Source organism: Sporosarcina sp. FSL W7-1349 (genome assembly GCF_038003045.1).
In the GTDB taxonomy this organism is placed as follows: Bacteria; Bacillota; Bacilli; order Bacillales_A; family Planococcaceae; genus Sporosarcina.
In genome coordinates this window covers 368,295-388,347 of record NZ_JBBOOK010000001.1, presented here as the reverse complement: position 1 = coordinate 388,347, position 20,053 = coordinate 368,295, and the positions used below count along the sequence as shown (strand labels likewise).

Annotated in this window: 15 protein-coding genes and 1 other annotated feature; of the genes, 3 read left to right on the top strand and 12 right to left on the bottom strand. The window is 49.1% G+C overall.

The genetic code is table 11. From position 1 onward, the window contains the following. The first annotated feature begins 72 nt into the window (after nt 1-72). From MKY41_RS01885 to MKY41_RS01875, 3 genes are read left to right on the top strand one after another with little or no spacing between them, the layout of a single operon-like run. Nucleotides 73-939, top strand: a complete 867-nt coding sequence (locus tag MKY41_RS01885; protein ID WP_340743437.1) for an ATP-grasp domain-containing protein — start codon at nt 73-75, stop codon at nt 937-939. Next, nucleotides 936-1,730 carry an ATP-grasp domain-containing protein gene (locus MKY41_RS01880; protein WP_340743436.1) on the top strand — a complete coding sequence of 265 codons (795 nt, stop codon included), beginning with the start codon at nt 936-938 and terminating at the stop codon, nt 1,728-1,730. Before MKY41_RS01885 ends, MKY41_RS01880 begins: the two co-directional genes overlap by 4 nt. Before the next feature lie 12 nt (nt 1,731-1,742). Then, entirely contained in the window at nt 1,743-2,684 is a 942-nt protein-coding gene (locus tag MKY41_RS01875) for an MBL fold metallo-hydrolase (RefSeq protein WP_340743435.1), read from the top strand. Between the two features lie 48 nt (nt 2,685-2,732). Here MKY41_RS01875 and MKY41_RS01870 read toward each other — a convergent pair whose 3' ends face one another. The 12 genes from MKY41_RS01870 to clpX form a co-directional block, all read right to left on the bottom strand. Further along, nucleotides 2,733-4,121: an amidase gene (locus tag MKY41_RS01870; protein WP_340743434.1), complete on the bottom strand. Its 1,389-nt coding sequence runs from the start codon at nt 4,119-4,121 to the stop codon at nt 2,733-2,735. Nucleotides 4,122-4,623: 502 nt separating this feature from the next. Beyond that, a complete protein-coding gene (locus MKY41_RS01865; RefSeq protein ID WP_340743433.1) occupies nt 4,624-7,269 on the bottom strand; it encodes a valine--tRNA ligase in 2,646 nt (881 codons plus the stop codon). Between the two features lie 168 nt (nt 7,270-7,437). Continuing rightward, nucleotides 7,438-7,660 (bottom strand) — a binding site (T-box leader). Nucleotides 7,661-7,895: 235 nt separating this feature from the next. Further along, nucleotides 7,896-8,627, bottom strand: a complete 732-nt coding sequence (locus tag MKY41_RS01855) for a hypothetical protein (protein WP_340743431.1) — start codon at nt 8,625-8,627, stop codon at nt 7,896-7,898. A gap of 152 nt (nt 8,628-8,779) precedes the next feature. Further along, nucleotides 8,780-10,072, bottom strand: a complete 1,293-nt coding sequence (gene hemL / locus MKY41_RS01850; protein WP_340743430.1) for a glutamate-1-semialdehyde 2,1-aminomutase — start codon at nt 10,070-10,072, stop codon at nt 8,780-8,782. Further along, nucleotides 10,073-11,053, bottom strand: a complete 981-nt coding sequence (gene hemB, locus MKY41_RS01845) for a porphobilinogen synthase (protein WP_340743429.1) — start codon at nt 11,051-11,053, stop codon at nt 10,073-10,075. Beyond that, nucleotides 11,053-11,814 (bottom strand): uroporphyrinogen-III synthase, encoded by a 762-nt coding sequence (locus MKY41_RS01840; protein WP_340743428.1) that lies wholly within the window; start codon nt 11,812-11,814, stop codon nt 11,053-11,055. The genes hemB and MKY41_RS01840 overlap by 1 nt, the downstream gene beginning before the upstream one ends. Beyond that, complete coding sequence (gene hemC, locus MKY41_RS01835) at nt 11,807-12,736, bottom strand: hydroxymethylbilane synthase (protein ID WP_041075362.1); 930 nt, start codon at nt 12,734-12,736, stop codon at nt 11,807-11,809. Before hemC ends, MKY41_RS01840 begins: the two co-directional genes overlap by 8 nt. A 15-nt stretch (nt 12,737-12,751) precedes the next feature. After that, entirely contained in the window at nt 12,752-13,582 is an 831-nt protein-coding gene (locus tag MKY41_RS01830) for a cytochrome c biogenesis protein (protein ID WP_340743427.1), read from the bottom strand. Nucleotides 13,583-13,858: 276 nt separating this feature from the next. Then, a complete protein-coding gene (gene hemA / locus MKY41_RS01825; RefSeq protein WP_340743426.1) occupies nt 13,859-15,217 on the bottom strand; it encodes a glutamyl-tRNA reductase in 1,359 nt (452 codons plus the stop codon). Nucleotides 15,218-15,332: 115 nt separating this feature from the next. Further along, nucleotides 15,333-15,914, bottom strand: a complete 582-nt coding sequence (gene yihA, locus MKY41_RS01820) for a ribosome biogenesis GTP-binding protein YihA/YsxC (RefSeq protein WP_340743425.1) — start codon at nt 15,912-15,914, stop codon at nt 15,333-15,335. After that, the gene (gene lon / locus MKY41_RS01815) at nt 15,911-18,232 is read right to left on the bottom strand and encodes an endopeptidase La (protein WP_340743424.1); all 2,322 of its coding nucleotides are present in this window, start codon (nt 18,230-18,232) and stop codon (nt 15,911-15,913) included. Before lon ends, yihA begins: the two co-directional genes overlap by 4 nt. Before the next feature lie 126 nt (nt 18,233-18,358). After that, the gene (gene clpX, locus MKY41_RS01810) at nt 18,359-19,624 is read right to left on the bottom strand and encodes an ATP-dependent protease ATP-binding subunit ClpX (RefSeq protein WP_340743423.1); all 1,266 of its coding nucleotides are present in this window, start codon (nt 19,622-19,624) and stop codon (nt 18,359-18,361) included. Nucleotides 19,625-20,053 lie beyond the last annotated feature (429 nt).

Here is a 20,053-nt window from a genome sequence, read left to right as displayed (position 1 = left end):
CCCTCCGTATGGTAAGATTAGTTCAGAAGTCAATGATACTTTACAAGTATAGCACGGTCGGAGGACAGTCGAATGAGTACATGCTGGGTAATCTATAACGGCAGCCTGACGAGCGATAAATTCAGCGATCAGGCGGAGCTGTTGCGCGATGCGGCGGAGCGCGCAGGCGTGGCCGCGGTCGCAAAGAAGAATTATGAAGTGCTGATGGACTTGCAGGCGGAGCCGGTTGACCTTCCTGACTTTGTCGTCTTTCTCGACAAGGATATTTTGCTGGCGACCTATCTGAAACAATTGGGGGTCCCAATCTTCAATGACCCGGATGTCATCGAAACTTGCGACAACAAGGCGAAACAGTATTTGGAGCTGGCGCGGCATGGCATACCGATGCCAAAGACAATTATTGCGCCGAAAGTCTATCCCGCCTTCACCATCAGGGAATCGGGCTATTACGAGAAGGTTCTGGCAGAACTCGGGTTGCCGATGGTCATCAAGGAAGGCCATGGCTCTTTTGGAATGAAAGTCTATCTTGTGGAAACCAAGGAACAGTTTTTTGAAAAGACCGATGCGTTGCGCGGAGTCGATTATGTCTTCCAGGAATTCATCGCGTCAAGTCGGGGCCGGGATATACGGGTCAATATCGTCGGGAATGAAATTGTCGCAGCGATGGCCCGTACTTCCGAAACCGATTTCCGTGCCAATATTACGAACGGAGGCACCGCCACACCGGTGGAACTCACTTCCGCACAGCGTCAACTTGCGCTGCGGGCAGCCAAGGCGGTCGGGGCTAAATTTGCCGGTGTCGACTTGCTGTATGGCGAAGATGGCGGGCCTCTGGTCTGTGAAGTGAACGCCGCCGCTCATATCCGCAATATTTATAATGTGACGGGCATCAATGTTGCGGATGCCATGATCGCCTATATATTGAGGAAACTGCCGTGAGAGGGCTTCTGGCATATACCGCGATTGAAGCGGAACGGAACAGAGCATTTATTCAGGACCTATTAAATGAAGCGAAAAAAGTCGGAATCGGTCTGAATTTGTGGACGGATGACGAAATACCGGAGGAGCCGTTCGACTTTATTCTATCCAGAAGAAGGGATTCCGAACTGTCGGCTCGATGGGAAGCGGACGGGATCCGGGTTTTCAACCGTTCGGAAGTGAATCGGATTGCGAATGATAAATATAAAACATTCGAACTGGCCACCTTGCTAGGGATACCTACTGTCCCGACAAGGAAAATCCGCACGGCGGACGATATCCGCTCCTATCCATGCGTCCTGAAGACGACCGATGGACATGGTGGCGAAGAGGTTTTCCTGTGCCACTCCATTCAGGATGCGGAAACGTTTTTCCACAAGTTCGGGGAACGCTCCATTATCGTGCAGCCATTTGTTGAAACGAATGCGCAAGATATCCGGGTCTTCATGCTCGGCAATGAAGTCCTCGGCGCCGTCTTGCGGAGAGGACAGGATTCATTCAAATCCAATTACACACTAGGCGGCTCCATTGCCAAATTCGAGTTGGGTATCGCGCAGTCGAAAGAGGTCGAAACTATCACACAAGCGTTGAATAGCGACTATGTCGGCATCGATTTTCTTTTATTGCCGGACGGCCGCTGGTTGTTGAATGAAATCGAAGATCCCGTCGGCGCGCGGTCCTTGTACGAAACGCATGACTTTTCCGTCGCGGCGCGGCTGGTGAATCATATAAAAAGGGAACTTACTGATTAAGGGGGAATTTTAATGTTGGAGAAATTGGGAATCGAAATGGTGCGGATTGACTTGCCTTTCCGCCTGAACCACGTGAATTGTTTCATGGCAGAGGGAGAAGCTGGATGGACAATCATCGACGCCGGCTTGAACAATACATATACGCAAAATATGTGGAAAGAGCGGATTGGGGACCGGAAAGTTTCCGATCTGTTCATCACTCATTATCATCCCGATCATTTTGGCCATTCGGGACAGCTTCAGAAAACGACCGGCGCTCGTGTCTCCATGAGCGAGGTAGACGCACGTTCCGCGTTGACTGTATGGGAGCAATCCTATGTCGACGATTTGTATGGGCATTATTTAACAGCGGGCATCCCGGAGGACATTGCCCGGGAAATGGTCGGCAACACAGCAGAATTCATCGCGCTCGTTACGCCTTATCCGACGATTGATCATTACTTTAAGGAAGGCGAAAAACTGCCGATCGGCCGGTATGAATATGAGATTATCCATGCACCGGGCCATTCGGATGGCATGGTCTGCTTTTATAATAAGGAAGAGAGTGTTCTCCTTTCCGCAGATCATATCCTTCCGAAAATCACGCCGAATATTTCGTATTGGTTCCACGGGGATGAAAACCCATTGCATTCATATTTGACTTCATTGGAAAGCCTGAAACGCTTGGATATCGGCTACGTCATTCCGTCCCACGGAAAACCGTTTGCCGGGGCGAATGAACGGATTGATGAAATCATCGGCCACCACGAGGACCGGTTGGAAGACACGATGCAAGCTATAGTAGAGCCGATTTCAGTTTATGAAACTTGCGGTCGCCTGTTCAAGCAGCAATTGACCGTCCATGAAACACGGTTTGCCATCGGGGAGACAATTGCTCATCTGGAATACTTACGCCGTGCCGGAAAGTGCGAGCGCAGATTCGAAGAAGGACAATGGATTTATTTCCGAAATTAAAACAAGCCATTCCACCGCAATATATAATCGGTGGAATGGCTTTTCCTATTAAGACAAAGTCGGAGCCGCAGCAAGCAGTTGATCGCGTTTGGCGTAGAACTCCTTCAGGAAATTCTGTTCATACGCAAAGCCTGCACGCATCAGAATCGGCTCACAGTAAGAAGCTGCGGCGAACTGAAGACCGACTGGCAAGTCATTTGCCCCGAAGCCGAGCGGGACGGACAATGCCGGTTGTCCCGTCATATTGAATACGGAAGGATAGCGAATCATGCCGCTGAAAATATCTTCCGTTTGTCCGTGGATCGTCAATTCGTCCACCCCTACTTTTTGTGAGGATGACGGCGTAACCGGAGATACGATGACATCCACTTTCGTAAACAGGTCTTCGAATTGCGCTAGCAAATCCTCTTTTCTCTTCAACGCCTGCATGTACTGCAATGCGGAAATATCGCGGCTCGATTTCAGGACAGCCTCGACATCCGCTCCAAAGCGGGATTCCGGCTTATCGATATATGCATCATGGACATAGCCCGCTTCCGATACGGCAAGCACTGTCAGAAGTCCCAGATCGTCGTTCGAGAATGGGATATCCACTTCGATCAGCACGGCCCCTAATGAAGTCAACTGTTCGAGTGATTTTTCATACAAGGCAGCGGTTTCATCATCCATCCGTTCATTCAGATAATTATTCGGCACGCCAATCCGCAATCCTCGGATGTCCTCATTCAGGAATGTCGAAAAGTCTTCCCCTGTCATCGCTTCCATCATGAAGGCCAGGTCGTCCATGTTTTTCACGAGCGGTCCGACATGGTCGAGCGTCCAGGAAATATTCTTCACGCCTGTAGAGTCGATCAGGTCATGCGTTGCCTTCAATCCGACTACGCCGCAGGCAGCTGCCGGAATCCGAATGGATCCACCTGTATCCGTGCCGATCGACGCGACACCAAGCGAAGCGGCCACCGCGACACCTGATCCCCCGCTGGATCCTCCCGGCGTATACTCCGGGTTCCAAGGATTTTTGGCTGGGCCGTAGAACGGATTGTTCGACGTAATACCGAATGCGAATTCATGCATATTCGTCTTTCCGAGATTGACCGCCCCTTCATTCTGAAGGATTTCCACGATACCGGCGTTTTTCTTCGGAACGAGCGACTCGTCGATATGCGACCCGCTCGTCGTCCGCAAACCGGCTGTAGACAAATTATCTTTATACGAGATCGGAATTCCTTCCAGGAACCCGATTTGTTCGCCTAGCGCATATTTCTTTTCCGATAGTTCCGCTTGCTTCAAAGCTTGCGTTTCATTGACGGTAATAAAAGCGTTCAGGTCTTTGAATTGATGGATGCGGTTCAACATCTGCTTCGTCACTTCGACAGGAGAAACCTCTTTGTTCTCAAACTTGGTTTTCAATTCACGAATAGTCTCATAATTGATCAATTCAACTTCCCCACTTTCTTTCATAATGTTCTGTAGAATGTAAGCCCTCTCATTCTATCATAACCTGTGAGAAAAAGCTTGTTTTCGAGGGGAATGAGCGCGGGGTGCGGGGTATGGGCGCGGACTCGGGCTTATGAAGCGCGGCCCACGTTTTATGGGCATGGCACGCGGACTTATGAGCGCGCAACCCGGGCTTATGAACGCAGCTCTGGAACTAGCTTGCGGGGAGTTATCAGCGGCTGTGCAAAGTTATCGGCGTACACAACTAGCTATCAGCAGTCGAAACTAGTTATCAGCACTTCCAACTAGTTATCAGCACTCGCGCCAAGTTATCGGCACTCCCAACTAGTTATCAGCAGTCGCAACAAACTATCAGCACTCGCACCCAGTTATCGGCCCGGGCAAGAAACTATCAGCGGCCGTTCCGCTATATATAAAGAGTCGACACCCCATAAAAATAAAACACACCCCTTCCCACTACCAAGGAAAGGGGTGTGCCGTGTTAAATTTCCTTCAATTCCTGCATACGGCGCTCGACGGCAGCGTATTTTTCTAGATAGTCCTTTTCTTTTGCGCGTTCTTCTGCGACGACTTTTTCAGGCGCTTTGGACATGAAACGTTCATTGGACAGTTTGCCTTGGACCCGTTTCACTTCGCTGTCCCATTTCGCCAGTTCTTTCGTCAAGCGGGCGAGTTCTTCTTCGATGTCCAACAGTCCTTCGAGCGGCAGGAACAATTCCGCTCCTGTGACGACGGCGGACATCGATTTGCCTGGAGCTGCAATGTCTTTTCCGATCGTCAACGTTTCCGGGTTGCAGAACCGTTCGATGTATTTCCGGTTCGTTTCCAGCACTGTGGCTGTCGCTTCATCTTTGGCGGAAATATAAAGCGGCACTTTCTTGCTTAGCGGCGTGTTCACTTCTGAACGGATATTCCGCACGGACCGGATGATGTCCATAAGGAGCTTCATGTCACTTGCGCGGGATTTGTCGGATAATGCCGGATCCGGAACCGGCCAAGCAGCCACTGTAATGGATTCACCTTCATGCGGCAAGTTCTGCCAGATTTCTTCCGTAATGAACGGCATGAACGGATGTAGTAGACGCATCGTATTGTCCAATACATGCGCCAAGACAGAACGCGTCATTTTCTTGGCCGCTTCGTCTTCTCCATACAACGGCAATTTGGCCATTTCGATATACCAATCGCAGAAATCGTCCCAGATGAAGTTATACAACGCACGGCCCACTTCACCGAACTCATATTTATCGGCCAGTTTCGTCACTTGTTCGATCGTTTCATTCAAACGTGTCAAAATCCAGGCGTCCGCCACGGATTTTTCACCAGACAAGTCGATTTCCGCATAGGTCATGCCGTCCATGTTCATCAACGCAAAACGGGATGCGTTCCAGATTTTGTTCGCAAAGTTCCAGACAGCCTCCACTTTTTCATTCGAAAAACGGAGGTCTTGACCTGGCGAGGAACCGGTCGATAGGAAATAACGGAGGGCATCGGCACCATATTGGTCAATGACATCCATCGGGTCGACCCCATTGCCTAGCGATTTCGACATTTTCCGACCATCTTCCGCACGGACGAGGCCGTGGATGAGTACATCGTCAAATGGGCGCTTATCCGTAAATTCGAGACCTTGGAAAATCATCCGGGACACCCAGAAGAAAATGATATCATATCCTGTAACAAGGGCATCTGTCGGGTAATAACGCTTGAATTCCTCATTATCAGCATCCGGCCAGCCCATCGTGGAGAACGGCCAAAGCGCGGAGGAGAACCAAGTGTCGAGCACGTCGTTATCCTGTGTCCAGTTTTCGCTATCCGCCGGCGCTTCGTGACCGACGTACACTTCACCCGTTTCGTTATGGTACCAAGCCGGGATGCGGTGGCCCCACCAAAGCTGACGGGAAATGCACCAATCGTGGATATTTTCCATCCAATTCAAGTACGTCTTCTCAAAGCGTTCCGGTACGAAATGGACTTTCCCTTCGCCCTGCTGCAATTTAATCGCTTCGTCGGCGAGCGGCTGCATTTTGACAAACCATTGTGTCGATAGATACGGTTCGACAACCGCACCGCTTCGCTCCGAATGGCCGACCGAATGCAAATGATCTTCGATTTGGAATAAGACACCCATATCCTGCAAATCTTTCACAATCTGCTTCCGGCATTCGAAACGATCCATCCCTTCGTATTTGCCGGCGAGTTTATTCATCGTCCCGTCCTCATTCATAACAAGAACGCGAGGCAGATTGTGGCGATTGCCAATCTCGAAGTCGTTCGGATCATGGGCCGGTGTGATCTTCACCGCTCCGCTTCCGAATTCCATATCTACGTAATCATCTGCTACAATCGGAATTTCCCGGCCAACAATCGGCAATTTGACTGTTTTCCCAATCAAATGCTTATATCGCTCATCTTCCGGATGAACAGCAACCGCCGTATCGCCGAGCATCGTTTCCGGACGGGTTGTCGCAATTTCGATACTGTCCGTGCCGTCGGCGAGTGGGTAGCGCATATGATAGAATGCACCCTGCACATCTTTATGGATGACCTCAATATCGGAAAGCGCCGTTTTCGTAGCGGGGTCCCAGTTGATGATGTATTCGCCTCGGTAAATATATCCTTTTTCATACAACTTGACGAATACTTCCCGAACCGCGCGTGATAGACCTTCATCCAACGTGAAACGCTCGCGGGAATAGTCGAGGCCGAGGCCCAGTTTCGCCCATTGCTCACGGATATGATTTGCATATTCCTCTTTCCATTTCCACGTCTCTTTTAGGAATTTTTCCCGGCCAAGATCATAGCGGGTCTTGCCTTCCGAACGCAATTTCTCTTCGACTTTCGCTTGCGTCGCAATGCCCGCATGATCCATTCCCGGCAACCAGAGCGCATCGTACCCTTGCATCCGCTTCATCCGGATGAGGATATCTTGCAAAGTCGTATCCCATGCGTGCCCAAGATGAAGTTTCCCGGTGACATTCGGAGGAGGAATGACAATCGTGTACGGTTCCTTTCCACTATCCGGCTGCGCCTCAAAAAACTTGCCTTGGAGCCACCATTCATAGCGACCTGCTTCGATCGACTGGGGATCATATTTGGTCGGCATTGTTAATTCATCATTTGCCATTTGTTGTTCCTCCTTTAGGTAAATCAATTACGTTCCGGCGTCGTTCAAAGTTTATGACATCCGCCGGAGGCTATCTTAATTCGGCGGGCGTTGATACCCACTGAACAGGACACTAACCCACATTCCTCTCAACACCGCTGAAAAAAATAAAAAAACTCCATTCGCCTCAAAAAGGACGAAGGAGTTAATTCGCGGTACCACCTTTAGTTCGTGTACTGAAAAAAGTACACCTCAATCTCGGATAACGGCTTCAAACCGGTTTCCGCTACTCCAAACTGTTCACGGAAACTGCTCGCGGGTGACATTCGGCAATCGGTTTACAGGCCCTTTCACCACCGGCGCCCTCTCTTTGCTAAACCCTATTGCGTACTCTCCCGTTCCTCGCAATGATATGCAGTTACAATCATTGTACGGAAACGGGCCGGGTACGTCAAGTATGCACTGAATAAAGATGAAAGGATGGTGTAATGCGAAAAGGGTATAATCCGTACTTATTGCCCCCCTGGCTACGGAAGACCAGATTTTATTGCAAAGGGATCATTATTCCGATCTGCGTATTCCAACTGATCCGGCTGCTGATCGTCCCGACGACAGGCGACTTCCTGCTGCTATGCGGATTGGCTGGCTTAGCCTTTCTGTTTTATAAAAATATCATTTAACCGGAAGAGGGTCGTCGAATATTCGTCCTCCAATCCGGCAATGAATGACAGGGCTTCATCCGATCCTTGGTACGAAGTGCTGTCATTCATTGATTCCGCCATAGCGGTAGCTGTCTCTTCCTGGGCGACAGGCTCCTCAGCGAGAGCCTCTTCCTCCTGTATTTCCTCCGCCAGGACAATCGGGGATGGGACAGGCTCTTCTTCCTCCTCCGTCAGATGAACGACTTCCGGAGTTTCCACGGTTTCCACGGCTTCCGCTACCTGCCGAAGTGAAGAGGATTCAACTGCCTCAGCAACCGCCTCATTGAATTCACATTCGACATCCCAGACAATGCCGATCGAGCCTTGTCCGTCCTCTTCACTCCGCTCCCGCATCGCTGTTACATGGATCGGACTCTTCGCTTCCGGCGGCAAATCGATATGAAGCGGCACTGCATATTCAAAATATCCTCGATTCCCGTCCATCTCGACATCTTCGATCAAGACCGCTGCATCCTGATCTTCCAGTTCCCCAGCTGGCCCCTCTTCCGTAAAGAGGATTTCCGCGGCGATATGATAGATTCCCGACAGACGGACCGCCTGTTCCGTCCGCTCTTCCATGAATCCTGGTGTCACCCGTAACGAGACTGCCTCCGACGGCATCCCTGCTTCTGATGGAAATATGAAGTTCTCCTGCATCGTCCATTTTTTTTTATCCATCCTCGTCCCTCCTCTTTTCATTCACTGATTATTGTATGCAGCATCGAGGGACAATAGAAGAAAGGTTGTGGGTTGGAAACTGGAGTGGATTGCTAGGGCTGATAGAATAAAACAACAGCCATCCTCTTCTAAAAAAGGATGGCCGCTGTTTATCATCTCGCCAACTGCGCGAACACTTTATGGAATGCTTCTACTGTTTTTGCAATATGCGCTTCCGTATGAGCAGTTGACAGGAACATACCCTCGAACTGAGATGGTGGCAAGAAGATGCCTTCTTCCGCCATCAGACGGTAATATTCTGCGAACAACTCCAAATCCGATGTTTTGGCTTTGTCATAATCGGATACTTTCTCATTCGTGAAGAAGAAGCCGATCATCGAGCCTGCACGGTTGACAGTATGCGGAATATTGTATTTCGTCGCCGCTTCGCGGAAACCGGATTCCAGCTGATCGCCAAGTTTCATGAAATATTCATAGGAAGCCGGTGTCAGCTTCTTCAACGTTTCAATTCCTGCCGTCATGGCAAGCGGATTTCCAGATAGCGTCCCCGCTTGGTATACGGAACCTGCCGGCGCGATGTTCTCCATGATTTCTCGCTTGCCGCCGTATGCACCTACCGGAAGGCCGCCGCCGATCACTTTACCGAGGCAAGTCAAATCCGGCGTGACGCCGAAATAGCCTTGGGCACAATTGTAGCCGACGCGGAAGCCGGTCATCACTTCATCGAAAATGAGAAGCGTGCCATTTTTCTCCGTCAATTCACGTAAGCCTTCCAAAAAACCAGGCTCCGGAGGAACAACCCCCATATTCCCTGCTACCGGTTCTACGATGACACCCGCCAAGTCGTCCCCGAATTGCTCGAAGACCGCTTGAACGCTTTCCATGTCATTATATGCGACTGTAATGGTGTTCTTTGCGATGCCTTCAGGAACGCCCGGGCTATCCGGGAGACCCAATGTCGCTACGCCGGATCCCGCTTTGATAAGCAAGGAATCCCCGTGACCATGGTAGCATCCTTCGAATTTCAAGATTTTATTGCGCCCTGTGTATCCTCGCGCCAAGCGCAACGCACTCATCGTCGCTTCCGTCCCGGAAGATACCATGCGGACCATTTCAATCGATGGTACACGTTCGATGACGAGTTGAGCGAGTTCATTTTCCACCAAGGTTGGTGCGCCAAAGCTTGTCCCCGTCTCCGCTACTCGTTGAATGCCTGCCACAACGTCCGGATCGGTATGCCCTAAAATAAGGGGTCCCCAGGAAAGGACGTAATCGATGTATTCATTGCCATCGATATCCGTAATGATGGCACCTTTTCCGCTTTGCATGAAAATCGGATCCATATTCACCGATTTGAATGCACGGACCGGCGAGTTGACTCCGCCGGGCAATAAATTCACAGCCTCTGCAAAAGCCTGCTTCGATTTTTCATAACGATTTCCCAATTAGTTCTCCTCCAGCCAGCGTGCCGCGTCTTTGGCATGGTATGTCATAATGAGATCCGCTCCTGCACGCTTCATACTTGTCAATGTCTCTAAAACAATCTTCTTCTCTTCCACCCAGCCGTTGATAGCCGCGGCTTTCACCATTGCGTATTCGCCGCTTACATTGTATGCGACAACCGGCAACAGTACGGAATTTTTCACGTCGCGCATAATATCAAGATAGGACAGAGCCGGTTTGACGATGAGGAAATCAGCGCCTTCTTCCACATCCGATTCCGCTTCACGCATGGCTTCCAAACGGTTCGCCGGGTCCATTTGATACGTCTTCCGGTCTCCGAATTGCGGAGTCGAATCCGCTGCATCCCGGAATGGCCCGTAATAAGCCGATGCGTATTTGACTGCGTAGGACATGATCGGAATATCGATGAAACCTGCTTCATCCAACCCTTGTCGGATAGCCACAACGAATCCATCCATCATATTGGATGGTGCGATGATATCGGCGCCTGCTTTGGCCTGGCTCACCGCTGTACGCACTAACAGTTCCAAGGACGGATCATTGAGAACCTTTTCCCCTTCCACGACGCCGCAATGTCCATGGTCGGTATATTCACATAGGCAAGTATCCGCAATGACGATCAATTCGGGATGGCGTTCTTTCACGAAGCGGGTCGCCTGCTGCACGATGCCTTCATCATGATAAGCTCCTGATCCGACGGCATCTTTTTCAGCGGGAACACCGAACAAAATGACGGATGGGATACCTAAGGAGACGACCTCGTCGATTTCCGTCCCCAATTGATCCATCGAAAACTGGAACACGCCCGGCATGGAAACAACAGGATTTTTCACGTTCTCTCCTTCCACGACGAAGATCGGGTAAATGAAATCCTCCTTCCGCAAAACGGTTTCCTGCACCATCGCTCGAAGTGTCTTGGAACTGCGCAGCCGCCGGTTCCGTCTGAATTCTAAATTCGTCATCAGTCAACTTCCTTTCGTTTCGCCAATTCCTTGACGAGATCCATTAAAGTGTATGTATCGGGCCTGACATGGACGGTTGCCCCGGCTTCCTCCAGCGCTGTTTCCGTCACATGTCCGATGGCGCCGATCGTATAGCCTTCCCAACCAAGGTGAGGTACGACTTCCCGTGCAAATACCTCCACTGCGGATGGGCTGGCAAATAGGACGTTTTTCGGCATATTTTGCCGCAAAGCATCCATTAATCCATCAACCGACCCAACTGCTGGTTCCGTTGAATAAACAGTCCATTCATCCACGTCGAACGGCAATTCGTCCTTAATCGTCCCGCTCGCCATCGAACCGCGCAAAAAGAGCAGTCGCCTAGCCTCTGTTTCGGACGGCTTAAATTGCTTGACGAACACATCTGCACTGAAGACCGTCGGGATGAAATCAACCGTGAACCCGAGCTTTTCCAATGCCGCCGCTGTCCGGCTTCCGACCGCCCCGATTTTCCCGGGAATGGACTCCGAAGAGATCGAATGTCTTTCCATTTTGGCACCGAACGCCGCAACGGCACTCTGGCTCGTGAAGATGAGCCAATCATACAAAGGACAGGCATTCAACCGCAGTTCGTCCGTCGGTTCCAGTATTTCTTCGACTTGAATCAAAGGAAAGGAGGCCGGGGTTCCGCCGTACTGTCTCACCTGATCGAGCACTTCCAATGACTTCGGCGTCCCCGTGAAGATGACGAGCTCCCCTTCCAATGGCTTTCCGTTACGCATCCATCTCCGCCTTCACTTTCTCGATCACTTCAGCGGCGCCTTCCTCGCGTAGAATCCGGGCGACTTCCTTCCCGGCTTTGACCGGATCTGCATCCCGTACAGTCGTCTTGAACACTTCCAACGCATCCGGGGAGGCGATATATCCGGTCAATTCGGTTTCTTGGCCATCAAATTTCGCGAACCCTGCAATCGGAACTTGGCAGGAACCATCCATCTCGGATAGGAATACCCGCTCCGCTTCGACTTCCTTCCAAGTCTTTTCATCTGTCAGGCGGGAAAGCTCGGCAAGCAGTTCCTCATCATCAGCACGGCATTCGATGGCAAGTGCGCCTTGGCCGACCGCTGGGATGCAGTCGCTGGCATCCATGAATTCCGTAATCAGATCCTCGCTCCACCCCATCCGTTTCATCCCGGCTGCGGCGAGCAAGATAGCATCATATTCTCCGTCCTGCATCTTTCTTAAACGGGTATCAATATTCCCACGAATCCATTTGATTTCCAGATCGGGACGCAACAAAAGAAGTTGGGAACTTCTGCGCAAGCTGGACGTTCCGACGACAGCACCAATAGGTAAATCCATGAATTTCACATGATCATTGGATAGGAACGCATCTCGTGCATCCTCACGCGGAGGAATGCAGCCGATTGTCAGTCCTTCCGGCAAAACGGCCGGCATATCTTTCATACTATGAACAGCAAAATCGATTTCCTTATCATAGAGAGCTTGCTCGATTTCCTTGACGAAAAGTCCTTTTCCACCAACTTTCGATAGCATAACGTCCAGAATTTGGTCCCCTTTCGTGACGATTTCCTTCACTTCGAACTCAAATGGCGCGCCAGCGGCCTTCATTTGATCGATGAACCAATTGGTCTGGGTTAACGCAAGTTTACTTCTTCGGGAACCAACAATAATTTTTCTCAATACAATCTTCCTTCCTTACATCCAAAAATGGAATTGCGAGAGTTTGCTTCCTAAAAAGAAATTGACGATGACAAATAAAAAAGCGATGATATTCGCCCAGGCAAAGTCATTTGAAGTCAGTCTGCCACTCCGGTTAAGATACAATACCACCCCATACATGGCAATCAAGAAGAACGAACCGATGATTTTCATATCGAAGATGTTCCACTCTTCCAAAGCAATGGATGCCCAACGGATCCCTAAAATAAGACTGACGAGCAGGATCGGAATCCCTGCATAGAGGGCCGACTTCATCCCAATGATAGCTTGATGTAATGACGGGAGTCGACCGAATTGCTTGGACCACTTCTTCTTTTTCAATATTTTATAGACTAGCAAGTAGAGTATTGCAAAAACGAAAGACATCGCGAAAGCTGCATAGGACAGGATCGCGAAGGTGATATGGATAAATAATAATTCGGATATGAGCGCTTCACCAATCGGGGATTGAGATTGCTGCTCGGAAGCGAAAGTATGGATTGTCATGAAAGTGAATGCCACGACATTCAAGAAAAAGACCGCATGCCCCACTTTATAAGTAAGATGCAGGACAATCGATAATGTAATCAGAAGCCATACATAAAAATAAATTCCTTCTACTAGGGAGAGTACCGGGAACCGTTGTGTCTCGATAATTTTCACGACCAGATAGGCCGACTGCAATACATAGACGGTCATGACAATCCAAAATGCACTACGATGTGCCACTTTATCCTTATTCAAATAGTCGATAAAGTAAAAGACCAGGCCCACAGCATACAAAACGACCATTAATTCCTGCAGCCTTGCCATCGTAATCTCTGCCATGATGACCCCACTGCCTTTCCAAATCAATTAAGAATCAAACCGCGCAGGGTTCGATTTGCCGTATTTCTGCGCCCTTTGCAGAAATTAAGGCACAGCCAAGGGTTAGATTTCCTTAACTTCTGTGCTCCTTGCAGAAATTAAAGCATGGTTCTCGAACCGCGAGAAGTTCGATTCGCCATATTTCCACGCAACAGGACCATCCCTTTTCAAACCATAAGAAAAAGGATGTTTCTGCACAACTTCAGTTTAGCAGAAACATCCCTACTGACCAACATTTTAGAAAACGGGTTGTGCTGCAGCATTTTTTTCTGCCCTGACCCTCAGCCGCTCTTTCGCTTGCCGTGCAAGCAGTTCTTTTTCTTTCTCGACATCTTCATCAATGCCGAAAATTTGTTGGAACAACTCCAACTTTTCAGCTGCTTTTTTGTCCGTCGCCAATTCTTTCACTTGCAGGATCGGCTCTTTCAGCAATTGATTGACAATCGATTTTGTATGTTTGCTTAATACTTTCTTTTCACGTTCCGTCAATTCCGGCATCTTGTTCAAAATACTGGCCATCGTTTCCGATTGGATCCGATTCGCTTTTTGACGAAGAGCGGAAATGACAGGTACGACACCAAGCGTAGCGACCCAATCTTTGAACTCATGGATTTCTTTTTCGATCATGATGCCGATTTCCTCTGCAGCGCGTTTCCGTTCTGCCAGATTCGCTTCCACGATGCCTTGCAAATCATCGATATCATAAAGGAAAACATTCGGCAGGTCGCCAATCCGTGGGTCCAAGTCGCGGGGAACCGCAATATCGACTAAGAAAATCGGCTTTCCTTTCCGCAATTTCTCTACGAATTGCATTAATTCATAATCAATAACGAAATTGCTTGCCCCTGTGGAACTGATGAGAATATCCGCTTCCAGCAGCGTGCATTGCAGCTCCTGCATCGATTTGGCCACCCCGTTGAATTGGCTTGCCAATTCTTCCGCTTTGGAAAGGGTACGGTTGACGACCGTAATTTTACCCACTCCGCTGCCATGCAGGTTCTTAATGGCCAATTCACCCATCTTCCCGGCTCCCAAGATGGCGATATGTTTGCGATCCAATGATCCGAAGATTTTCTTACCTAGCTCCACTGCCGCGTAGGAGACGGAAACCGCATTTTCGCCAATTGCCGTTTCAGTATGGGCCCGTTTCGCAAACGTGATGGCTTGCTTGAACAATTCATTGAAGATTGTGCCGGTTGTTCCGATTTCCTGGCCTTGCAAGAAACTGTCGCGGACTTGCCCAAGAATCTGCGTTTCACCCAATACCATCGAATCAATGCCAGCCGCTACTCTCATCAAATGCTCGACTGCTCCGTCATTCTCCCGGATGACCAGATGGGAGGAAAAGGATTCCAACGGCTCGCCAAACCAATCCGCCAAGAACCGTTTTACATAATAACGTCCTGTGTGGATCTGGTCGACTACCGCATATATTTCAGTACGATTACATGTCGAAATGATGATGTTTTCCAATATGCTTTTTTGCTGTTGTAAAGTTTGCATCGCTTGGGACAATTCCTCTTCCGCAAACGAAAATCTTTCCCTGATTTCCACGGGTGCTGTCCGGTGATTGACACCGACTACGATTGTATGCATCAGGTGTTCACACCTCTCACATTCTTATTCATGCTTCTTATTATACCATACTTCTGTCCCATTTCTTTATGGGATTGTGAACAACCTATGAATTAGGCGTTCCCTTTTCGAATCGTCACATGCGGCTCTCGATTTCTCTCCAGGCATCTTCTATTCCGATTCCCTTTTCCGATGAAAAGATGATCAATGGATCACCCTTTCGCATCTCGAGCTTTTCCTTAACGATTTTCTTATGCTTTTCCCATTTTCCACGCGGGATTTTATCCGCCTTCGTCGCCACGACAATAGCTGGGATATTGTAATGGACCAGAAAATCATACATCGTGCAATCATCGGCGGAAGGCGGGTGCCGAAGATCAACAATTTGCACGACGGCTTTCAGTTCTTCGCGTCCAGTCAAATAGCGTTCGATCATCTTGCCCCACGCCTCCCGCTCCGACTTGGACACTTTGGCATATCCATAGCCGGGAACGTCGACGAAAAATAGCTGTTCCTCTATCTTATAAAAATTCAAAGTCTGGGTCTTCCCCGGTTTCGAAGACGTTCGGGCCAGGCTTTTACGTCCGATCATCTTATTAATGAATGACGATTTTCCGACATTTGATCGACCTGCCAACGCAAATTCCGGATAGCCTTCAATCGGATATTGCTCCGGTTTTACAGCACTCATGATCATTTCCACGTTATTGACTTTCATCGTTTCGCCTCCAATGCAATTTCAAGAACCTCTTCTGCATCCGAAACCAATTTGAAAGTCAATTCATTCCGCACACTTTCCGGGATGTCTTCAATATCCCGTTCATTTTCACTTGGTAAAATAATGGTCGTCAAGCCAGCGCGATGCGCACTAAGCGTTTTCTCCTTCACACCGCCGATCGGCAGGACACGGCCGCGGAGAGTGATTTCCCCCGTCATGCCAACTTCTCGTTTCACCGGTCTTTTTGTCAATGCTGAAACGAGAGCCGTCGCAATCGTCACACCGGCTGAAGGTCCGTCTTTCGGAATAGCTCCTTCCGGTACGTGGATATGGATATCACATGTTTCACTGAAATCACTATCTATCCCGAACTCCTCCGATTTGGAGCGGACGTAGGAAAGGGCCGTTTGGGCAGATTCTTTCATGACGTCACCCAATTTTCCAGTTAGGATCAATTTACCTTTTCCGGACGAAAGTGAAACTTCAATCTGTAAAGTGTCACCGCCGACCTGCGTGTAAGCAAGCCCTGTCGCTGCACCAATCTGGTTAACCCGTTCGGCTTGCCCATATCGGAACCTCTTCTTCCCGATCAACGTTTCCAGCGTACGCGGACTCACGGTGATACTTTTCTTTTCACCGGTGACAATCTGCTTGGCAGCTTTCCGGCAAATCCCTGCGATTTCCCGCTCCAAGCCCCGCACTCCCGCCTCCCTCGTGTAATAGCGGATGATATCAAGAATGGCTTCATCATTGAAGCGGACTTGCGATTTCGTCAAGCCGTGCTCTTTCAATTGCTTTGGAATCAAATGATTCATCGCAATCGATTTCTTTTCGATCTCTGTATATCCGGCAATGGAGATGACCTCCATCCGGTCACGCAATGGACCTGGGATAGCGCTCAAGTCATTGGAAGTCGCGACGAAAAGCACATTGGATAAGCTATAAGGCTCTTCGATATAATGATCGCTGAACGTGCTGTTCTGTTCCGGATCTAGTACTTCCAGCATCGCAGAGGAAGGATCTCCACGGAAATCATTGGACATCTTGTCGATTTCATCCAATAAAAAGACAGGATTAATCGTGCCGGCTTTTTTCATCCCTTGAATGATCCGACCTGGCATAGCACCAACGTACGTTCTTCGGTGGCCACGGATCTCCGATTCGTCCCGGACGCCTCCCAATGAAATACGGACAAACTTCCGACCTAATGATTCAGCTATGGAACGGGCCAATGACGTCTTCCCGACTCCTGGAGGTCCATCAAGGCAAAGAATCGGACCGCGTAAGGAATTTGTCAATTGACGGACCGCCAAATATTCAAGCACCCGTTCCTTGACGGATTCCAGCCCCTCATGATCCCGGTTCAAGATTTCCTCCGACCGTTTGATATCTAGTTGGTCTTTTGAAGCGACCGACCATGGCAGGGTGACGAGCCAATCAATATAATTTCGGATGATCCCGCTTTCCGCAGCGGCAGCAGGTATTTTCTCATAGCGGTCCAGTTCACGAAGAGCGGTCTCTTTCACACCTTCCGGCATATTGGCCGCTTCGATCCGCTCGCTCAGCTCGGCCACTTCCAAGCCTTTCCCGTCTTTGTCGCCGAGCTCGGTCTGGATCGCTTTCATTTGTTCCCGTAAATAAAATTCTTTTTGTGTCCTCTCCATCGCTTCTTTTACGCGTTCGTTGATCCGGCGTTCCAGAATGAGGACTTCCTGTTCATTGTATAGACGTTTGATGAGCCATTCGAGCCGATCATGAACGTCCCGCAATTCCAGCACTTCTTGCTTAGCCACCATTTTGAGCGGCAAATGGGACGCGACCATATCCGCGAATCGACCGGGCTCTTTAATTGATGCCACGGATTCGAAGGTGTCATTGCTGATTTTTTTGGAGATCTTCGTGAATTTCTTGAAATGGGATAATAAAGTGCGCATCAAGGCTTCGGTTTCCGCGGTCACTTCTTCGCTATCGGGAGAGCTTTCCACTTCCACGACAGGATAAAGGTCCGCCTCCTCATAATTCGACCATTCGCCCCGTTCAATTCCTTCGATCAATACGCGATATGTTCCGTTCGGCAAATGGGTCATCGATTTGACGAAAGCCAACGTTCCCACTTTGTATAAATCTTCGGGCTCCGGATTTTCATCGCTCATGTCCTTCTGCGTCGCTAAAAAAATCAGATTATCCTGTGCGATGGCATGTTCAATAGCGAAAACGGAACGCTCTCTGCCTACATCAATATGTAAAACCATTGTTGGGTAGACAAGCAAACCACGAAGAGGCAATAAAGGGATGTTTTTCTTCAGTTGAATTGGCATGCGAACGTCACCTCCATATAATATGTATGTCCATTATGGGTTAATCTATTAGTTGGAAAAAGCCGACAACCGATGAACGCATCGTAACATGCGCGTCTTCGGAGTCGGCTCCATCCTTCAAGCACCTTATGCTGAATTTTTCTCCTGATCCAGCTCTACCCGTTTACCGTCTTCTCCATACAAAATCGGAGTGGATTGTCCCAGGACGGCTTCTTTTGTGATGACACATTCTGTCACTTCATCAAGCGATGGCAACTCATACATCACATCAAGCATGATATTTTCAATGATGGAACGCAAACCGCGGGCACCTGTTTTCCGCTCAATGGCTTCTTTCGCGATTTCCAATAATGCGTCTTCTTCAAAACGAAGCGCCACATCATCGAGTTCCAACATTTTTTGATATTGTTTCACGATCGCGTTTTTAGGCACAGTGAGAATTTGGAACAAAGTCTCTTCGCTTAACTGCTCCAAGCTGGCCAATACCGGTAACCGCCCGATGAATTCCGGAATGAGTCCATATCGTTGTAAATCTTCCGGAATCAATTTGGACAAGACCGATTCTGTTTCGACCACAGTATTAGGGTCTGCACCAAAACCAATCACCTTTTGCCCGATTCGGCGTTTGATGATATCTTCGATGCCGTCAAATGCGCCGCCGACGATGAACAGGATGTTCGTCGTATCGATCTGGATGAATTCCTGGTGAGGGTGCTTCCGGCCGCCTTGCGGAGGAACGCTTGCGACAGTCCCTTCCAAGATTTTCAGAAGGGCTTGTTGCACACCTTCTCCGGAAACATCCCGCGTGATGGAAGCATTTTCGGATTTGCGGGCCACTTTATCAATCTCATCAATATAAATGATACCTTTTTCGGCACGCTCTACATCGTAATCCGCTGCTTGAATCAATTTCAACAAGATGTTCTCGACATCTTCCCCGACATAACCGGCTTCCGTCAACGAAGTAGCATCCGCAATGGCGAATGGAACATCCAAGATGCGCGCCAATGTTTGCGCCAGCAATGTTTTACCGCTACCCGTTGGTCCGATCAAGACGATATTGGACTTGGAAAGCTCCACATCATCAATCTTACTGCCGGAATTGATACGTTTATAGTGGTTATAAACAGCAACCGCAAGAGATTTCTTGGCGCGGTCCTGTCCGATCAGATATTCATCAAGTATACTTTGTATCTCTTTCGGTTTCGGAACGTCTTTCAACTCGAATCCTTCTTCGAGTCCGACTTCCTCCTCTACGATTTCAGCACAAAGTTCAACACATTCATCACAAATGTAGACGCCTTGTCCGGCGACCAGCTTACGGACCTGTTCTTGGGATTTTCCGCAAAAAGAACAGCTCAGGTTATCTTTTTCATCGTTAAATTTGAACATTATGCTCACCCCTATTCAAGTGACAATCTTACAAGATTCCCTGCATTTTATCAACTAATACGAACTCTTACACCAAATCGAACCGCGAAGGGTTCGATTTGCCGTATTTCTGTGCTCTTTGCAGAAATTAAGACACGGTTCTCGAACCGGGAAGGGTTCCATTTGCCGTATTTCTGTGTACTTGCCGAAAACAAGGCATCGCTTTTGAACAGCAGCGAAGCCACGATTCACCATACGTCTACGGACTTTTCAGAAATCAAGGCATCCTGTGTATCCAAACGCCGCGGTTTGTGACGCCAATCCGCTCACGCAACAGTTTTACCTTCTAATGCTGTCGCCTTCCACTGCAATTCAAAACGCAATCTCTACTGAGTATATGATTTTCCTGTCTATGAAAAACAAGGCACGGTGTTCCGTACCTTGTTATCT